12 protein-coding genes and 3 pseudogenes are annotated in these 19607 nt (G+C 59.8%); 11 read left to right on the top strand and 4 right to left on the bottom strand.

The features are described 5' to 3' along the window. Nucleotides 1-40 precede the first annotated feature (40 nt). The 5 genes and pseudogenes from IHE30_RS13425 to IHE30_RS13405 all read left to right on the top strand — a co-directional run. On the top strand, nucleotides 41-841 hold the full coding sequence (locus IHE30_RS13425; protein ID WP_337691283.1) for a cystine ABC transporter substrate-binding protein: 801 nt from the start codon (nucleotides 41-43) through the stop codon (nucleotides 839-841). Between the two features lie 12 nt (nucleotides 842-853). After that, complete coding sequence (locus IHE30_RS13420) at nucleotides 854-1513, top strand: amino acid ABC transporter permease (RefSeq protein ID WP_337691282.1); 660 nt, start codon at nucleotides 854-856, stop codon at nucleotides 1511-1513. A 334-nt stretch (nucleotides 1514-1847) separates the two neighbouring features. Further along, nucleotides 1848-2156, top strand: a pseudogene (locus IHE30_RS13415) (glycosyltransferase family 4 protein); the annotation flags it as partial. A 69-nt stretch (nucleotides 2157-2225) separates the two neighbouring features. Beyond that, nucleotides 2226-3346 (top strand): IS3 family transposase gene (locus IHE30_RS13410; protein WP_337688634.1). Its coding sequence is split into 2 segments (ribosomal slippage): nucleotides 2226-2484 and nucleotides 2484-3346, totalling 1122 coding nucleotides; the frame shifts between segments, so codons are not numbered across the junction. A 47-nt stretch (nucleotides 3347-3393) separates the two neighbouring features. After that, nucleotides 3394-4260 (top strand): annotated as a pseudogene (locus IHE30_RS13405) (glycosyltransferase); the annotation flags it as partial. An 83-nt stretch (nucleotides 4261-4343) separates the two neighbouring features. Here the strand turns inward: IHE30_RS13405 and IHE30_RS13400 are convergent. Together IHE30_RS13400 and IHE30_RS13395 are read right to left on the bottom strand one after the other, a co-directional pair. Next, nucleotides 4344-6236 carry a serine aminopeptidase domain-containing protein gene (locus IHE30_RS13400; protein ID WP_337691280.1) on the bottom strand — a complete coding sequence of 631 codons (1893 nt, stop codon included), beginning with the start codon at nucleotides 6234-6236 and terminating at the stop codon, nucleotides 4344-4346. A 687-nt stretch (nucleotides 6237-6923) separates the two neighbouring features. After that, nucleotides 6924-7940, bottom strand: a complete 1017-nt coding sequence (locus IHE30_RS13395) for an amino acid--[acyl-carrier-protein] ligase (RefSeq protein WP_337691278.1) — start codon at nucleotides 7938-7940, stop codon at nucleotides 6924-6926. Between the two features lie 399 nt (nucleotides 7941-8339). On the opposite strand from IHE30_RS13395, the gene IHE30_RS13390 reads away from it, so the two are divergent. The 4 genes from IHE30_RS13390 (at nucleotide 8340) to IHE30_RS13375 (ending at nucleotide 13264) form a co-directional block, all read left to right on the top strand. Next, complete coding sequence (locus IHE30_RS13390; protein ID WP_337691276.1) at nucleotides 8340-8975, top strand: GNAT family N-acetyltransferase; 636 nt, start codon at nucleotides 8340-8342, stop codon at nucleotides 8973-8975. Further along, the gene (locus IHE30_RS13385) at nucleotides 8972-10693 is read left to right on the top strand and encodes a mannose-1-phosphate guanylyltransferase/mannose-6-phosphate isomerase (protein ID WP_337691274.1); all 1722 of its coding nucleotides are present in this window, start codon (nucleotides 8972-8974) and stop codon (nucleotides 10691-10693) included. Before IHE30_RS13390 ends, IHE30_RS13385 begins: the two co-directional genes overlap by 4 nt. Continuing rightward, nucleotides 10675-11931, top strand: coding sequence for a glycosyltransferase family 4 protein (locus tag IHE30_RS13380; protein WP_337691273.1), 1257 nt, complete (start codon nucleotides 10675-10677; stop codon nucleotides 11929-11931). The genes IHE30_RS13385 and IHE30_RS13380 overlap by 19 nt, the downstream gene beginning before the upstream one ends. Before the next feature lie 76 nt (nucleotides 11932-12007). After that, nucleotides 12008-13264, top strand: coding sequence for an oligosaccharide flippase family protein (locus IHE30_RS13375; protein ID WP_337691271.1), 1257 nt, complete (start codon nucleotides 12008-12010; stop codon nucleotides 13262-13264). Between the two features lie 12 nt (nucleotides 13265-13276). Here IHE30_RS13375 and IHE30_RS13370 read toward each other — a convergent pair whose 3' ends face one another. After that, the gene (locus IHE30_RS13370; protein WP_337691269.1) at nucleotides 13277-14890 is read right to left on the bottom strand and encodes a hypothetical protein; all 1614 of its coding nucleotides are present in this window, start codon (nucleotides 14888-14890) and stop codon (nucleotides 13277-13279) included. A gap of 319 nt (nucleotides 14891-15209) precedes the next feature. Between IHE30_RS13370 and IHE30_RS13365 the strand changes: the two genes are divergently transcribed. Further along, nucleotides 15210-16367: an acyltransferase family protein gene (locus IHE30_RS13365; protein WP_337691268.1), complete on the top strand. Its 1158-nt coding sequence runs from the start codon at nucleotides 15210-15212 to the stop codon at nucleotides 16365-16367. 131 nt (nucleotides 16368-16498) lie between these two features. Here IHE30_RS13365 and IHE30_RS13360 read toward each other — a convergent pair whose 3' ends face one another. After that, nucleotides 16499-17788 carry a hypothetical protein gene (locus IHE30_RS13360; protein WP_337691265.1) on the bottom strand — a complete coding sequence of 430 codons (1290 nt, stop codon included), beginning with the start codon at nucleotides 17786-17788 and terminating at the stop codon, nucleotides 16499-16501. A 922-nt stretch (nucleotides 17789-18710) separates the two neighbouring features. On the opposite strand from IHE30_RS13360, the pseudogene IHE30_RS13355 reads away from it, so the two are divergent. After that, a pseudogene (locus IHE30_RS13355) lies at nucleotides 18711-19607 on the top strand (hypothetical protein); the annotation flags it as partial.

Genomic DNA, 19607 nt, shown 5'->3' with positions numbered 1-19607 from the left:
GATAACCGCCATCTGTCACTACCCGCCAAGAGGGAAAACGATGAAACTTTCGCTGCTCAGGAAATGGCTCGCCGCGACGCTGGTCGGCGGCGCACTCGGTGCGGCCGCCGTGGCGGCACCAGCCGCCGACCTACTCGACCAGGTCAAAGCGCGCGGCACGCTACGCATCGGTCTCGAAGGGACTTATCCGCCATTCAACTCCCGCGACGCCCATGGCGAACTTGTCGGCTACGACGTGGACGTGGCCAAGGCGATCGCGCTGCGGCTCGGCGTGAAGCCCGAGTTCATCACCACTGAATGGAGCGGCATCATCGCCGGACTGCAGGCCGGCAAGTTCGACGTGATCGCGAACCAGGTCGGTATCACGCCCGTGCGGCAGCAGACGTTCGACTTTTCGCAGCCCTATACGTACTCGGTCGCGCAACTGATCCAGCGCAAGGACGATTCGCGCCAGTTCAAATCACTCGACAACCTGAAAGGCAAGAAGCTTGGCGTGAGCTTAGGCTCAAACTACAACGACATGGCCAAGTCGGTGCCTGGCATCGAGGTGAAGACCTACCCGGGTGCGCCCGAATATCTGCGCGATCTGGCGGCGGGCCGCATCGACGCGGCGCTCAACGACCGGCTGATGCTCGCCTACCTGATCAAGACCAACGCGTTACCATTGCGTGCAAGCGGCACGCTGGGCCAACAGGAAAAGGTGGGTATCCCATTTAAGAAAGGCAACCCCAAGTTCGCCAAGGCCATTGACGACGCCATTGCGCAACTCGAGGCCGACGGGACGCTGCCGAAGATCTCCGACAAGTGGTTCGGCCTCGACGTGACCCGACCACTGAAGTAAGCCGCCACCTCGATGTCACCGTTGACGTTATTGCTGCAGTCCGCACCCGCGCTCGCCGCGGGTGCGTTGCTGACGATCAAGTTTGCGCTGTTATCGATGGCATTTGGGCTAGCCGGCGGCATGGTCATCGCGCTGATGAGCATCAGCGAACGGCGTTGGCCGGTGGGCGCCGCACGCGCATACGTCAGCATCTTGCGCGGCACGCCGCTGCTGGTGCAGATCTTCGTTGTCTACTACGGCCTGCCGAGCGTGGGGATCGAGTTGGATCCGACGCCGGCCGGCGTGCTGGCGTTGTCCGCGAACGTCTCCGCGTACCTGTCCGAGAGCATGCGCGGCGCAATCCTGGGCATCGCACGCGGCCAATGGCTCGCCGCGTACAGCCTAGGCCTGTCGCGCCAGCAGACGCTGCGCTACGTGGTCGGGCCTCAGGCGCTGCGTATCGCGGTGCCGAGCTTGTCCAATAGCCTAATCAGCCTGGTCAAGGACACCTCACTAGTGTCGGTGATCACCGTGACCGAGCTGCTGCGCAGCGCGCAGGAAGTGATCGCGGCCACCTACCAGCCGCTGCCACTCTATGTCGGCGCGGCAAGCGTGTACTGGGTGCTGTGCCACCTGCTCGAAGGGCTCCAGCACCGGCTCGAACGCTACCTCGCACTGCCCACGCGGCACTGAGCGGCCATGCGCTCGGTGCCACGCCGATGTCAATTTCCCGGCGGATCTTGTCCTTCCCGGCCTTGACTGACCTTAGCTGATCTTGGCTGATCCACGGCAGTTCGGTCAGCCGCTATGACACATACCAGGTTTTCAATACGTTGCGACTTGGCCACGCGGTGCACCGGTTGGGAAAGCCCCCCATTGTGACCGACGCGCATCATTGTGCGCCCCCGTACATAGATAACACCGAGTGCTGCCGATAATGGCCCGAATGGCCATGATGCACAGGGCGCTCGCGGCGGCGACACCGCGTCGGCCGCAAGGCCGAAACCCAATCCGAGAGGACCCACGCTTGAAGGTAGCGATTGTTCACGATTGGCTGGTCGTCCATGGCGGCGCCGAACGGGTGCTCGCCCAGATGATCGACTGTTTCCCGCAAGCGGACATCTTTAGCCTGGTCGACTTCCTGGAAGAGCGCTCGTGCCTGCGCGGCAAGCCGGTCCACACTTCGTTCATCCAGAAGCTGCCCATGGCCCGACGCAAGTACCGCGGCTACCTGCCGCTGTTTCCGCTAGCGATCGAGCAATTTGATCTGTCCGGCTACGACGTGATCCTGTCCAGCTCGTACGCCGTGGCCAAGGGCGTGCTAAACGGGCCCGATCTGACCTGCCCCCGGCAAACAGGGCCGGCCGGAGTTTAGTAAAGTTCGTTTTCGGAGAAGAAGACGAACATGAAGAAGCGCTTTACGGAAGAACAGATCATCGGTTTTCTGAAGGAAGCCGAGGCCGGCAGGCCGGTCAAAGAGTTGTGCAGGCAATACGGGTTCAGTGACGCGTCGTTCTACACGTGGCGCGCGAAGTTTGGCGGCATGCAGGTGTCAGAAGCGCGCCGGCTCAAGGAGCTGGAAACCGAGAACGCGCGGCTGAAGAAGCTGCTGGCCGAGGCGATGCTCGATATGCAAGCGTTAAAGGTTGTCGTCAAGGGAAAGCCCTGAGCCCGCAAGCCAAGCGCGAAGCAGTCGCGGCGATTCGCAAGAAGGTGAATATCTCCGAGCGCCGCGCCTGCCGGCTTGTCGGGCTTTCTCGCAGCGTGTTGCATTACGAAGCGAAGCTGGACCACGAGAATGATGTGTTGAGGGCTCGCCTGGTGGAACTGGCGCACGAGCGTCGGCGGTTCGGTTATCGGCGATTACACGCGATGATGGAGCGCGAGGGTATCCAGGCGAACCATAAGCGCGTGCATCGCCTTTATCGTGAAGCGGGGCTTGCCGTACGGCGCCGTCGACGGCGCCACGGCGTCATGATTGAGCGCGAGCAGTTGGCGTTGCCAAGCGGACCAAACCAGGTGTGGTCAATCGATTTTGTGATGGACGCGCTGTCCAATGGGCGGCGTCTGAAGTGCCTGACCATCGTGGACGATTTCACCAAAGAGGCCGTGGATATCGTGGTGGACTACGGCATGTGCGGCTTGTATGTCGCGCGAGTGTTGGAGCGCGCCGCGCGTTTCCGAGGCTATCCAAAAGCACTGCGAACGGACCAGGGACCGGAATTTACGGGCCGGGCGCTTGATCAATGGGCGTATGCTAACGGGGTGAGCTTAAAATTGATTCAGCCGGGCAAGCCGACGCAGAATGCTTACATCGAATCGTTCAACGGCAAGTTCCGCGATGAATGCCTTAACGAACACTGGTTCACGAGTCTCGCGCACGCTCGCGCGCTTATTGCCGCGTGGCGCCAGGACTACAACGAGCAACGGCCGCACAGCGCACTGAATTACCTTTCGCCCGCACAGTTTGCGGCGAAATATCGGGCAACAGCGGATGCTCCTGCCGCTTTCCAGGAGCTGGTTTAAAAGGACTTTGCTAGAAGCCGGCTGGCCCTAACCAAGGGGGCAGGTCAGATCAGCTACACGTGAGCTATGTGCATTCGCCAGTGCGCTACGCATGGGATTTGCAGCACCAGTACCTGAGCGAGGCAGGGCTCACGCGCGGCGTGAAATCCGTGCTCGCGCGCGCGCTGCTGCACTACATCCGCAACTGGGACGCACGTTCAGCCAACGGCGTGGATCTAATCGCGGCAAACTCCCGTTTTGTCGCGCGGCGCATCCGCAAAGTTTATCGTCGCGATTCGACGGTCATTTATCCGCCGGTGGACGTCGAGCACCTGCAGTTGCATGCTGCCAAAGAGAACTTCTATCTGACCGCGTCCAGGATGGTGCCCTACAAGCGCATTGACCTGATCGTGGACGCGTTTTCCCGGATGCCACAGCGCAAGCTGGTCGTCATCGGCGACGGCCCGGAGATGGTCAAGATTCGCGCGCTAGCGGGCCCGAACGTGACGCTGCTCGGCTATCAATCCTTTGACGTGCTGCATTCGCACCTGCAGCGTGCCAAGGCCTTCGTATTCGCCGCCGAGGAGGACTTCGGCATCTCACCGGTAGAAGCACAGGCGTGCGGCACGCCCGTCATTGCCTACGGCAAGGGCGGTGCACTTGAATCGGTACGCGCCCATACCGACGCACAACCCACCGGCCTGTTCTTCGATGCGCAAACCACGCCTGCGTTGATCGATGCCATCGAGCGGTTCGAGGCGCTGCCCCACGGCACGTTCGAGCCGCTCGCTTGCCGCGCCAACGCGCAACGCTTTTCTGCGGATCGCTTCCGCGCCGCGTTTTCCAGTCTGGTCATGGAAGGCTACCAGCAGCTGCAGACTGAACTGGCGACGTCAGACGCACAACGCGGCCAACGACTCGCACGAGCGGGCTGATTGCTCTCCCACGTTGGCTGGCCAATACCGCGTCGGCCAAGCGCGTTCGGCCGGATCGCACCGATCCGGCCCCTGCGTTCCCGCTATAGCATCGCCTCTTCAGACGGCAGCGTCGGCGTAGCTGCCGGCACAGGCGCGTGCGCATACGACGCGCGGGCAAGCTCGGCGCGCAGCGGCGGGTGAGCCTGCCGCTCATCGAGCACGTCGACGAAAAGCTCCGTGAGGAACGCCTCGCACAATGCCGCGACGCGCTCGCGTGCTGCCGAATTCAGCACCTCATGGTCCATGTTGGGTATCACACGGGCATGCGCACCGCCAATCCGTGCAAGCCGTTGGCCACCATGACCGAAATGGACCTCGAGTTCGTCCAGGCCACGGTCCAGTGGACTAAACAGCAATTGCACGCGAACCCCGCGCGCGGCCAGCTCTTTCATCTGGCGCCGCGCCCGCTGGCTGCTGCCTGGTGCATCCCGCATGTCTTGCGTCCAGGCGGCCGCGAGGCCCCGCGTGCGCGCCACCGCATAGCGGCACAGCGTGCCGATGACCGGCCGCAAGCTGACCTCGCCGCGCAACACTTGGGCCCACTTCTGCGCGCGCCACATCGAGCGGAAATGCGCGCGGGTCGATCCGGCGCCCACCCGGCCGGCGTCGCGCATCGTGAATCCAGCGGGAAACGAAAAGCCGAGCAGGTTCACCAGCATCAAGCCCCGGATCGCCGCATTGTCGAGCGCGGCGCGCAAGCCCAGGTAGGCACCGGAACAAATACCGAACACCGCAATGCCCGGATGGCCGCGCGAGCGTGCCCAATCGACCGCATCGGACGTGTCGGCGGCCAGCACGTCGAAACTCAACGAGCCCGGATCGATCTGTGTAGCCGCCGCCGCGCTGTCGCCCAGCCCGCTCGCATCAAGCCGCAGCGAAGCAAACCCCGCACGCGCGAGCTGGCGTGCCAACTCGACATTGAAGCGTCCGTCCCCCACATGATGCGTGGCGGCCGTGTTGGGGATCACCACCAGCGGCGCACGGCCTAATCTGCTCGTCGGCTCGCAAAGGATGCCGAACAACCGGCCCTGATCCAACTTGACCGGCTGCTCCACCATCCAGTCAGTCTGAAGCGGCGCACCGGCACACACCGGTATCGGCGATGCGGGACGCGATGCACCCGCCGAGGCGGCCTGAGACGTCACCTCTTCGTTCACCAGCCACTGCGTGACGGCGTCAAGCGTAGCCTGCGGTACTTCGGCGAGCCAGGATGGCTGCATCGCGCCCGGGTATTCGGCGAACCAGCCAGCGTCCACACGTGCGCCCTGCGACCGGTACACATCGGCGAGCGCATGGCTCGGATCGTGCGGGTCAACATGCATGATCAGCACTGACGCCGCAGGCGGTGCCTGGACGCGGCGCAAGTCGTGCTTCGCCACCTGCTCCATCGCGGCCAGGTCGAACCGATGCCCGAGCACATCGAATGCGCCAGCCGGTGGCGCGTCAGTCTGCACGTGCGAGCCCGTCTTCTCCCGCCACGTCTGCTGCAGCACCTTGAGTTCGCGCACGAACTGCCGGCCCGAGACGATGGGCGCCATCAATACGACGCGCTGCGCGCCGACCTGGGGCGCGGCCTGCGCGGCTACCATCGCGCCGTAGCGCGCCCCGATTAGCGCAATGCGTTGCACCCCTGTCACACGACGCAGATGTTCGACGGCGCTCACCGCTTCACCCGTCCATCGGGTCGGCTCGACCAGCGTGTCGTGATCCAGCGAATCGCCGGTGCCTGCATAGTCAAAGCGCAGCACCGGAATGCGCCGCGACGCCAACCGCTCGGCCAATTGCCGCATCATCTGGTGCAACCATAATGCTTCATGCCCGAGCGGGCTGCACAGCACCACGCCCCAGCCCACCTCTCCCGGATCGCCAGCCAGCGCGCCATGAAGCCAGCCGAAATGCCCATCAAACGAGATAGGCCGCATCATCGTGTCCATTCTTTCACTCTCTTTGTTCTTTCACCCGGCGCCTGCGTGCCACAGCGCATAGGCCAGCCGGCCACCCCCTTCGGTGACGACGCGTCCACGGCACGGATGCGCCGGTTAGTAGGCAGCATCCACAGGGTTGGGGTCAGTGCGCTGACACACCCAATCGGGCCATACTCGTCGTCGTGCGTGTGCCGCCTTCGCGCTGCCCCCCGCGCCGAAGACGGATATCGGGTTTAATCACGGGCTTTCTCCCAACGAAATAGGGGAAAATCCGGCCATCTTTTTGTCCGTTACCCCTGGAATGTTCTTCTGGGTTAACACACACTTGATGCCAGGAGGACCCTCAAGTTTTGCGCAGTGCTGCCGATAGGCAGCAATAGTGGCCAACAGTGCAACGGCGTGCATCTTGCCGAACCTTGCGCTGTCGGGTTTGGGGGACGCGCCGAACGAGGCGGTGCGTCTGAAGGGGTAAGACCGTGAATAACATGCTGCATATCGTCATCATCGTGCTCGCGATCCAAGCCGTCGCACTATTCGTTGCCATGGCGTTCGGGCGCGCGGCCAAGAGCGGGGATTATTTCGAAGGGCTGAATGAATCCGACCACGCGCGCGTCATCACGGCGACGCTGCCCGCGCGTCGCGAGCCACTCGGGTGGTACAGCCGGCGCAGGTGCAACAAGCGAGCCATTGAGCGGGCTACTGGCTGCATGGCAACTTCCATAGGGTTTGCCGCACCCGCTGCGGCCAGGCGGCGATATCGAAACCATGCAACTTGAACAGCGACAGCGCAATGCGTTCAAGCCCAAAGCCGCAGCACCCCGTGTGCGCGATTTCGCCCGTGTCGGTACGGATGTCCCACGTCTTGCCGAAGTTGTCCATATGGTAGTTGAAGCTGCCACACGCGGTCGGCTTGTTCGGATTCAGCACGCTCACCGCCGCCTCGAACTTGAGTTGCAGCGCACGTTGGCTGTTTGCCACGACGCGCCCGCCACGACCGAAAAACGGATCGTTGGCCAGCTCCAGCGACATGGGCAATTCCAGTGCGTCAAACATCCAGCGCGCATGGTCCATCCAGTTTTGCCGGAAAGCGAGCACTTGCTCGGGCGTGCCCATCCTGACGAACTCGCGCTGCCGAAATAGCTGCATCCGCTCCGGCTCCAGTGACGGCTCCTGACGGAAAACATACGAAAAAATATCGATCAGGTGGCCTTGTGCCGGCACCGGACCACGCCTAGCCATCACCGAGTAGACGGGATAGCAGGCTACTGGCGTCATCATGATGCGTGTGGGCTTCTGCTCGGCGGTCCAATCCTCGCCTTTATCCAGGCAGGCGAGCAAACGGGGATGGCTGAAGTCATTGCCGCAGAAGCTGAAGACCGTGCCAGCCAACTGCGGAAAGTTCTTCAGGTAACCGCTCTGCTCGAGCAACGTGCGGCTCATCGCCGGCGGAAACCGCATCACGTCGGCGCCGCGCGCCACGCCCCATGCACCGATCAAGTCGCTGATGCGCTCGACGACATCCTCGAACACGGCACCACGGCCATATAGCCCGTCGACGTCGCTCGGAATTAGCAAGCCGCGCTCGAATAACTGTTCCAGAAAGCTGGTGGCGCCCGCTGCGTCGCTCAGCTCGCGAGCGGCCGCCGCGCGATCGCGCTTGTCCGGCACGGTATCGGGACCGGACCGTTTCAACTCCAGATTGGCACTCCCCATGTTCGGCTCCTTTGGCGGAATTCGTGTCGCATGATCGATGCTGCGCTTTGCAGGTTCTGGGCGGCTGGAAACGGCGCGGCAGACGCTGTCCGGGAACGCCGCCGTGCGGCACCGCAAGCGCAAGTTGTACGCGAAAACCCGCTCGGGCATCGGTTCGCTGCCGAACAGTGGATCAGTGCACGTTGATTGTGCAATGCACAACGCCAGCGTCGCAACCCTACGGCCCGCGGATCCATGCCGAATAGTGCGCTTGCGAACAGAGCTTGCACGCACTCGCCAGTACCTTCGCTCCATAGGGTGCGGCCGCCTTTGCGCATTGCAACATTGCGGTGCCGGCTGCGCACGGTGCTATCCGGCCACGCCTGGCGTTTTACGCGCTGGCCGAACGAGGAACACATCATGGACTGGAAGTGCTGCGAATTCAGGCAACTGAGTTCGGACGAGCTATATCTGATCCTGCGCGCGCGCAATGCCGTACTGGTTGTCGAGAATGCCCACGTGCACCTGGACATCGACGGCAAGGACGAGCATGCGTTGCACGTTTTCGCGATCGATACGCGCGCGCAGCAGCGATCGGTGGGAGGCTACGCGCGCCTGCTGCCGGGCGATGACATCGACCCGGAAACGATGATCGACAAATTCCTGACGAGCGCCGCGCGGCGCGACGATGACACCGCCGAGCAACTACTTAGGCGGGCGCTGGGCCATGCGCGCGAGCGTTGGCCAGGCACGCCGGTGCGAATCCACTCGCCGATCTACCGCGAAGCGTTTTATAGCCGGTTTGGTTTTCGCAAAGTCGATGGACCCTTCCTCGAACACGGCATGCCGTACATCGGCATGATCCACGCAATGCGCGACGCGCCCCTGTCCAGCCGCGGCCTGCTGCGCGGCATGCGCGGCCTCGTCGAGCCGGTGGCCGACGCGCTGCGCAGCGTCGCCCAGCCGGCCTGCGCGACGCATGCCGACGCGCGCACCGAACCGGACGCTTGCGCATTCTCACCTCGCCTTCCCGCAGATTCCGGAGTAAATCGATGACCGGCACCGAGTCTACATTCACGTCTTGCGTCCCGGCCGACGCGCCGCCGCACCTACTGCCGGTGATCCTGGCCGGCGGTTCCGGCACGCGGCTGTGGCCGCTGTCGCGCGAGCACCACCCAAAGCAATTAATTGGCCTGATTGCCAATGAATCGTTGCTGACGGCAACTGCCCGTCGCTTGGACGGCATCAGCAGCGCGACGCTAGATGACGAACTGCTGCTCATATGCGGCGAGCACCACCGCTTCATGAGCGCCGCGCAGGCACGCGCCAGTGGCAAGTCCGCCCGCATCCTGCTGGAGCCGGTCGCACGCAACACTGCACCGGCACTCACGCTTGCTGCGCTGGACGCGCAGGCGCGTCACGGCGACCCGGTGCTGGTGGTGATGCCCGCCGACCATGCCGTCACTGATCCGAAGGCGTTTCAGGACGCCATCGCGCTGGCCGCCCGCTACGCGCAAGCCGGCGCCATCGCCACGCTCGGCGTGCTGCCCCGTCACGCGGAGACCGGCTATGGATACATCCGAATCGGTGCGCCGGTGCAGCATGCCAATGGCACGTTGGGCGGCCACGCAATCGAGCGTTTCGTCGAGAAACCGCATCAGGAGCTGGCCCGCCAATATTTGCAATCCGGCGAATATTGGTGGAACAGCGGCATCTTCGTGGTACGCGCATCGACCTGGCTCGCGGCGATCGCCACGCTGAACCCGCCCATGCATGCCGCCTGCGAGGCAGCTTGGCGAAGCGGCGCAGAGCAAGCCGGTGGCTTTTTCAAAGCGGACGCGGCCGCCTTCGACGCATGCCCGTCCGATTCAATTGACTATGCCGTGATGGAGCGGCTCGCCGATCCAGCGGGTCCAGGCATCCAAGGCGTCGTTGTGCCCTTGGCGGCCGGCTGGTCCGACGTCGGCTCATGGGACGCTATCTGGGAAATCATGCCGAAGGACACAGCCGGCAACGTCTCGCGTGGCCGCGTGATCTTCGAAGGTACGGAGGACAGCTTCGCACATTCCGAAGGACGCCTGATCGCCTGCGTTGGCTTGAAGGACGTCGTGGTGATCGAGACCGCCGATGCAGTGCTGGTCGCCAACAAGCATGATGTGCAGCAAGTCAAGGCCGTGGTGACGCGGCTCAAGTCCGAGCAATACGTCGAAGCCGAAGATCATCGCAAGGTGCATCGCCCTTGGGGCTATTACGATTGCATCGACCACGGCGAGCGTTTCCAGGTCAAGCGCATCGTTGTCGAGCCGGGCAAGCAACTGTCGTTGCAGATGCACTACCACCGCGCGGAGCACTGGACCGTGGTGCGCGGCACCGCGCGCGTGACTTGCGGCGACAGGACGTTCCTGCTCAGCGAGAACGAATCGACGTATATCCCGCTGGGCACGGTACACCGGCTTGAGAATCCCGGCAAGACGCCGCTGGAGATCATCGAGGTGCAGTCGGGACACTATCTGGGCGAGGACGATATCGTGCGGCTGGACGACCAGTACGGCCGAGCCTCTCAGCTAGCGGCGGGCGCACCCAGCGCTACGCCAGGCACAACGTCCTGCGCCACGCCCGGCGCAGCGGCTCATGCAGCGGAAGCCGCCGATGCCGTGGGAGTCGCCGATACCGTGCAAGCCGCTCCAACCACGGCCGCCTCCTTCGCTGCGGGAGCGCCAAGCGCCACGGCCATGCCGCGCGGCAACGTAGACGCATGGCGGGCGGGCCATTGACCGTGCGCACCACGGGGCCTGCCATCGCCGAGCGCGAAATGAGGGTACTGGTCATCAACGATTTCGTGCGCAAAGGCGGGGCGGAGGAAGTGTACCGGACATCGGTAGACGTACTGCGGGCGTTGCCCGGCGTAGACGCCGAAGGCTTCGATGAACGATCGGTGGCCACCGCGCCTGGCAGCGCGCGGCGCGCGTGGAATCCTGCCGCGGCGCGCGCGCTGGCCGCCACGATCGAACGCGTTCAGCCCCAACGGGTGTTGGTGCATAACTATCACAGTCTGCTGTCGCCATCGATTCTGCCAGTCATACAACGATACAAGCGCAAGCTCGGGTACCGGACCTTCCTGACCTGCCATGACTACCATATGGTGTTCTACAACCCGAACCTGCTGACCTATCCGCAGCCGGGCGTGTCCAAGCCTCTGCCGCTGGAGGCGCTGGGTGATAGTCGGCGGCTGCTCGCATGCGCCAGTGCGCACGGCTTGCTGCACGATGCGGCGAAAAAGCTTCATTGGCACGCGGTCAATATGTTGCTGAACCCGTCCACTGTCTTCGACCAGTTCCTGTGCCCGAGCCCGTACATGCGCGAGGCACTGGCACGGCGCGGCATCACGCGCTCAGCGATCCTGTCCAATCCGGTCAATACTCACATCGCCCCGGCAGCGCCCCGCATCCTCGATAAGGACCGCTTCGACCTGGCATTTGTCGGACGCATCGAGCCCGAAAAAGGACTGGATCCGTTTCTCGAACTAGCCAGCCACACGCAATGGCATCGGCTCGGCAGCGTGACCCTCTACGGCGACGGCTCGCAACGCGATGCCCTGCGCACGAAGTACACGACGCTGATCGACAGTGGCCGACTGCGCTTCGCAGGGCGGCTCGACCACGCGCAATTGTTTGAGGCACTGCGAGCGCACGATGCGGTCCTGCTGCCGTCGATCTGGGCTGAAAACGCACCGTTGGTGATCGTCGAGGCGGCAATGATAGGTCTGCCGGTGCTTGTGCACGATCTGGGCAGCCTGGCCAGTTTTGGCGATGAAATTGGCAACAAGATCAAGTACCAGCGCACACCCGCCAGCCTGGTTGCCGCGCTCGATGCACTGGGCATGCATTTGCGCGACACGCAGCGCCGCTACGATTGGTCCCAGTACACGCGCGAGCACTATGCGGCACGGTTGAGCGACCTGCTCGATTTGCGTGCCGGCATTGAACCCGATACCGTACGCAAATGGGCATGATCAATCAGCGCGACACCTGCGCAAAGCTGCCGTGCACGGCCTGCGCCGGTTCATTTTGTCCAGTCCGGAGCCGGACATGTCGTCCGTAAAGAAGAACTTCCTGTTATTGATGACGCTGCAGGTCTCGACCTACGTCGTACCGCTGCTTACGCTACCGCTGCTCACCCGCGTGCTTGGCCCCGAAGGCTACGGCCGGCTGGCGTTCGCATTGGCTGTCATCGCGTACTTCATCAATTTCACCAATTACAGCTTCGACCTCACCGCCACGCCGCGCATCGCGCTCGCACGCAAGAACCGCGCCGAGCGTTCGCGCGTGTTTTGGGCGACCTTTCTCGCGCAGGTTGCGGTCACCGTAGCCGGATTCGTGATCCTGCTCACGTTGACCTTCATCGTCGATCGCTTCGCGCTCGACCGCACGCTGCTGATCATTGGCTTCGGCATGACCGTCGGGGCCGCACTCACGCCGAGTTGGTACTTTCAGGGCGTAGAGAACCTGCGCACGATAAGCCTGCTGCTGTTCGCCAGCCGCGCGCTCAGCGTCCCCGCGATGTTCCTGCTCGTGCGCGAGCGCTCCGACGTCACGCTCGCGATGGTTGTCAATGCCGCCGTGCCGCTTGGCTCGGGCATCGCGATCTTCATCTATATGTTCATTCGACGCGAGGTTGAATTCGTTCGGGTGAGCATTGCAGACATCGTCGATGCGCTGGCCGGCGGCTGGCAAGTATTCCTTGCATCGACGTCGGTCGCGTTCTATGCATCGACCAATACCGTGCTGCTTGGCTTTGTCTCAGGCAACATCGCCGCCGGCTATTTCGCCGCGGGCGACAAGCTGATTCGCGCCGCAATCAGCATGTTGCAGCCGATGAAAGCCGCTGCGTACCCGCATATCAGCTACTTGATGCACCATGCACGTGCGGATGCGATAACCTTCCTGCGCAAGTTATTCATGGTTCAGGGCGCGATGGTGTTGACAATCTCGCTATGCATCTTTTTCGGCGCGCCGCTCGCGGTGCGCATTCTGTACGGCGCGGCCTACGAGCCGACGATCGGCGTGCTGCGCTGGATGGCATTCATTCCATTTATGGCGGGGATGACGGACCTGTTCGGCGTGCAAACGATGCTGCCGCTTGGCATGAAGACTGCCTTCAGCCGCGTGCTGATTTCTTCCGGTTTCCTCAACGTCGCCTTGCTACCGTTGCTCGCGAAGTGGTTCGCTGAACAAGGCGCGGCGGCCGCGGTACTAGTCGCGGAGAGTGCGGTAGCAGCCGCCCTTGCGTATATCCTGTATGTACAAGGCGTGTCGCTAATCGGGCGCGCCGCTCCGCGTCAATGACTATAGTTATGCTTAAGGAAAGATGCTTTCAACGGGATGCGCAGCAAAAAATTGCTGTAATCGTGAATAACGTTCCTTAACCGACGCACCATCGCTACCCACGACTCCATAGCGCCCATCGTAGGCATCATCGTAATGCTCGAATAGCATGATGTTCTGCACGCCATACCGGGGCGCCACGCCTATTAATGTCGGATATCCGCCTCTGTTAAAACCATGGTCCAGAAGCCAGTCACTCATTTGCGTTTCAGTGGGTGTACTCGCTACGCCAGGAATGCCATTAGCATATGGACGCACACCAAACTCGGTCAACCAAATAGGCAGACCCCGCGCAGCCTGCAGCTCTGAGAGCACGTTATGTGTTCCCGAGCCCCCCGACGCACTCAGAATATTTCCCATATCGGAGTACCAGTGCCACGACTCAATGTCCCAGCGAACTAGCGGATTTCCTGTTCCACCATTCGGTTGCACGCCGTTCCACAATAAATCGAGGAACGCCAAGTGCAGCCAACTGCAGGCTGGCCCTATAATCGCTGCAGATGTATCGACGGATTTGACGCCATCCGCCAAGCCACGGACCAATCCGCGTGCGAGAATAAACCATTGATTATCGTAATCGGTCGGACTATTTCCGTCGACTGGCGCTGATATGAGCGCTTGACTATCAATCTCATTACCAATTTCATAGTACTTAACCAATCCCTTTAAGCCATTTGCAACCCGGGCGCCGGTTGAAAACCCGATATCATAATAATATGGTTCACTGTAGGCAAAAGGACTCGTATTTGCATCTTTCTTCAAATATACATCGAGACATGGATATGCTTGCATGCCGGTTCCTACCAACGCTTGCAGCAGCGATCGCATACGGGCGATTTCACTGTCGGTAGTTACACCGACGCGAATCGTTCTGGCTCCCAGATTCATCATTTGCCTTAATTGCGTACCCACCGCAACTGATCCATAGGCGGATTCTCCCCGAGGGTAATGGGAATTGATTCCATAGAATAATTGATTTTTCAGGGGACGTGGATCACCCGTCATACTGATCCAGTCACCGCCATTCCATGCCCACCACTTCCCATCCGAGTTCTGCTGATAAATTACACCCTTGTAGTGCACCAGTAGCGTCACTTGCTCGGTAAACGCCGCATTTGCTCCATTTTTCAATACAACGCCACCACTGACCACCCATACATTTTTCGCGCTATCAACGATTCGCGTAGCCGGAGGACAAACTGTACCATTAGACGATATGTTTCGCGGATCCCTTGCAACGGACACCCATGTCGAATTAGTCCAACTCCACCAGTTTCCGTCCTCATTCTGCTGGTAAATTTTCTCGCCATAGTAAACAAGCAAAATAACTTTTTCGGTAAAACCAGCATTTTCACCGTTTAGCTTCACCACCCCATCTACAACGGTCCACAGTCCATTTTCTGAATCGTCAATAAAAGAAAGTGGAGGAATTGCCGATCCGTCAGGTGAAGGCCCATTAGCATTTTTTACCGATGCCAGCTTCATAGCAAGATTGCCCACGCCACTACTTGTGCCTGCGCACGGAGTTAAAAATAGACTACCCGCGACAGTAACTGCAGAAGCGATAAATTCACGTCGATTTTTCATTTTTATCTCCACTCAATACAGTTTATTTACTGAAACGCAATTCTAGTCAAAATTCTAGTCAATTTTATTCAAGCCACCATATTAATTATAGCCAGCAAAACGCTCAACAAGTATATTTGGAGCGTTCCTACAGATTTTTTTACGGATGTGCGGCGACGCACCGAAGTATGGCGCCTCTTATGGTAGCGTGGGAACATCACGCGCTCCCTCGGCGACCACAGTGCCATGCTGCAAAGCCGCAGGAGGAGTCGATGCTTACCCTAATGATGTGAACTGCTTACATGCGCCATATTTGTGGCAACCGATCGGGAACTAATGCATGACACATGCTCGAGCAAAAGGTCGCTTTGACTACATTGACGCGATGCGTTCTATCGCGGTATTACTAGTCATTTGGACGCACTATGCCGAACTGCTTGCTCCTCTTGCGGGCTCTCAGAACTGGTTAGATACACTACAGCGTTGTGTCAACTTTGGACGCGTCGGCGTCGTGATTTTCTTTGGAATTAGCGGGATGCTGATTCCAAACTCTTTGCGGGGACCGGTTGCCGATGGTACACGCAAATTCTTGATACGTCGGTTCGTGAGGCTGTATCCCGCATTCTGGCTTTCGATACCGATCGGGTACCTCGTATACTGGACTCTGTTCCAGCAAAAAATGAGCATCATCGGCATTGCAGCGAACCTCACGATGATTCCGTCCGCGCTCGGCTTCGATGCAATCATGGGCCACTACTGGACGCTCGAAACAGAATTGTATTTCTACGTCCTTTGTCTACTATTGTTTTGGGGCGGCTTGCTGCACCAAATGCGCTCGTTGATCACCGTAAGTGCCGGTTTGTCCGCGCTATTCCTATTGACCACGGCGTTGCACGTCATCCCCAATGACGCACTCGGACAATATAAGGGAATGTTGTATCACTTATCCATTATGTTCTGGGGCGCGGTGTTTCGTAAGGCATACGACACTCCCCGTGCAACGCTAGTCGTCTGGCAAGGCCGGGGTACTGCTGCCGGCCTGTCGGTGACCTACCGGAGCGCGTTGGTTATGCTAACGATGCTGGTCACGCTAATTGCTGTTGCAATGATCGTCTACGATCTTCGCCGCCATGATTACGCACATGTCTCATCGTCGATCGGCTATCTTTTCGGTATCACACTGTTTATCAGTTTCGCCACAGTACTGAAAATCCACTACCGGCCCTTTGTATGGCTTGGCGAAATCAGCTATTCGGTCTATCTGCTGCACGGCGTGCCGCTGTATCTCATTTTCTGGCTGTGCAAGCACTATCAATGGACCGGTGCACCGCTCAGCGTCTACATGGTCGTTCCGTTGGTGCCGGCCGTTGTATTGTCCTGGGTCAGCTTTCGCTTTTGCGAAGCGCCCAGTATCCGTCTCGGACACGCGCTAACGTCCGTCCCCAACGTCGACTTGGTAGGCCGAACCGGGGCCATTCAAAAAAATAAACTTTACTAGACTCCGGCTGGCCCTGTTTGCTGCTGGCAAGTTCCTGTTTGTTAGGACAGTTCACGACCACAACGACATGAACGGTACTGGCCTACACTTGACACGGTCGCCATGCATGAAGCCCACAGGTTACGCCATCGTTACCTGCTGCTGGCGATGACTGCTTTGACCGCGCTATAGGCTGGCTTTTTCGTGACGCCGTCCGACTTGATCAAGCCATAGCCATCGTCGGCCGACATGTCAAACAGCTCATACAGCTGGACCGACTGCAGCAAGCTGTACTGCGATTTGAGCTTCACGAATTCCTGCATTTGATTGCTCAGGTAGCTCGCTTGTGCATTAAGCAGCGTGTTTTCGGACTGACCATACGGTCGATAACCATACTCGGAAATCCAGATCGGTCGTCGGAAGCGCCGCGTCAACTCTTGAAGCACGTTGATGCCGTTCGCATCCGTGATGTCTCCCATATCGCTATACCAGTGCCAAGAGGTGACATCCCAATTGACACGTGGCCCACTCGTTCCACCTTGAGGATCCGTGCCGTCGGCCAGCATTTGCAGAATACCGAAGTGCAACCACCCGGCGGTAACGGCCACTGCCGCGCGGGGATCCGCGGCGCGTACGCCATCGATCATGCCGCGTATCATTCCACGGTAAATAAAGTACGGCGTCACGCGGTAGTCGGTGCGAAAGTTGCCACCACGGGATACAAAACCGATTTCCATTTCGTTACCGCACTCATACAACAACACCTTGCCCTTTAGAATACTTGCAATGGAGTACGCAAGTTGAAAGCTATTGCTATACGCAGAGGCCTCATCGGTATTGAATAGCTTTGGGGTGATCACCACTGAGACGCTAATGCCAGTCCCCCTCAGTGCATCAACGAAAGATGCAATGTTCTTTGCCCCAATCGTATTCCAGACGTCTTGGCGAACATTCGACACCCCAAGATCGCGCATGTAGGCTGCCTGTGTGGCAAACGCCGTGCCATACGCATTACCCGAATTAATGTGTCCGTTAATCCCGAAGAACCCGGATGACACTGCATTGTAGCTATTCGACGACATGGAGCTAGATGTTGCGGCAGCACTAGATGTCGTCGCACTGACGGTTGTGGTATTAGCAGCACCCGATGCCGATGTCCCTGAACCTGACCAAGTCGCACCGCTGCTGGGCCAGCGGCGCGTACGGTCGGGGCTAGCAGCCCCGACTTCGCTGCTTGCCCACGCCCCCAGCGCCATCGTACCGGCGGTAGCAACAAGTGAGCGAAGGAATTCACGTCGCACGCATACCGCACCTTTCGCACCGTCCTGAGAGGCCAAATCGACGTTTGAGGCGCAGTGGGAGGGACTTTTAGATGAATGTCTCTTCTTCGAAATCATGAATTTGAATGGATAGTCATACAAAGGCCGATAATCGAAACGCACGTGCCTTCGCCAAACATTTGACGAAAGCACTTCGTGCCCGTGCCGCATTGGACGCGACGAAGCACCGCATCCCTGGAACACTGGGCGTCACCTTGCACTTCGTGGGAATAGGACTTCTTCGTGACGAAACGGTGGATTAAAGCCGGACGCACAGTGACACATGGTGCGGATGGCAATCGACAGCCGAATCGACGGACCTGAAGCTAGCCAGTGAGCGAATTATCCGCATGCAAAGGCTAAGAGAACTAGGATGACGCTTCATGCGTCGAAAGAACGAGCGCACATTCTACTGGAATCGAGCGCTTGAAAAGATTAATGTTTCGCTGCACGCGCGCTGACGGCGCATAACGTAGCCAATTACCGTGCCCGACCCAGTGTGCCCAGCCACATGATGCACTCGGCATGGCTGCCGCGCCGACACCGACAGCAAGCCCCCTTTATCCAGGTAGACGCCCGCCGCCCGAGGGCCGGCACGTTTTTGGTTGAAAATGGTACGCCAACGCACTGATACGCGTTGAGTCGTGCGCGATGCTATGCCGAATGACCAAAGCGTATGCGCCCTTCCCGACGCAAGTACGTCGCATGAGGTGACGGTAATGGTCCGATGCCATGACGACAATCGCCAGCGGTTGCCTCAGTCATTGATTGCGTAACACTCTGTGAGATGAACGACACGAACTCGAACCATCGCGGCCGCACTCTGTATGCCGCGCCAGCACGCCCCGGCGGTGGGCCGCAAGTCGTCGCTCCATCATGGAACGGGAAGTCCGGCTTTGCTACGGCACGGGGAGCCTTTAAAGCGGTAGATCGTTATTATCTGGTGTGGGCATTTTTTGTACCAATCACGTCCGTGCTGGTGTTTCCCAGCGTGCAAGGCACTACGCCGGGCTATTTGATGTGCTTCTTATCACTAGCAATCGCTATGCTGCATGGAGGCGGCGAGCGTACCCGCTACTTGCGCATCCTTTTAACAGCGATCTTTGTCTGGGTATTGCTGTTTACACTGACGCAACTAGCCGACCTGACCGACGGCTATACCCCTGACCTAGGCACGTTGTCGCTGGTCAACCCGTATGACCATTCGTTTGTCATGCGCGCTTCGCTTTTCACGCAATCACTATATGTCGTCGCAGTGGTCCTCTATGGCACCTACCTGTACGTCTACTACAACGATGCATGGGATCGCATCATCGTTGCCTCCGGCGTACTGTTTGCCGTGTATGGAATTTATGAGTGCGCCTACTATTTTGTGACCGGCCAGTCGGGGGACTTCCTGTCCAATCGCCAGTTCACCAACACGCTGGCCCGGCCGCTGCCCAAAGATATCGTCACGGGCAGCGACTTTCAGACAATGGGCGTCGGTGGAATCTCGATGCAGCGCTTGAAGTCGCTAACGGGCGAACCGTCGATGTATGCGTTGTCGATGTTCCCGTTCTGGGTCTACGCCCGCACCGTGCAACGATCGCGCTGGCCCGCGATCATGATTGGCGCGTCGCTCGTGATGACAGCCTCCACGACGGCGATGGTCGGCTACCTGTGCTACCTCGGCATCCGGATGATGCGCACGCGGATCAATATCATCAAGCTGGTGCTGGCCGCGTTTGCCATCATCGCGATTATCATCGTGTTTAACGAGCAAGTCGTGCAATTGGCGGATGACGTGGTGATCAAAAAACTCACCGGCGCCAATTCGTCGGGCCAGGAGCGCTCGGCCGGGTTCATGGCTGCCGTCGACTTCTGGCTCAATGCGCCCGTTGCAAATAAGCTGGTGGGAATCGGCTTCGGCTACATCCGCACCACCGACATGTTCTCGACGCTG

It is taken from the genome of Mycetohabitans sp. B46 (assembly GCF_037389205.1).
Lineage (GTDB): Bacteria > Pseudomonadota > Gammaproteobacteria > Burkholderiales > Burkholderiaceae > Mycetohabitans.
This window is presented reverse-complemented; position numbering and strand designations above follow the sequence as displayed.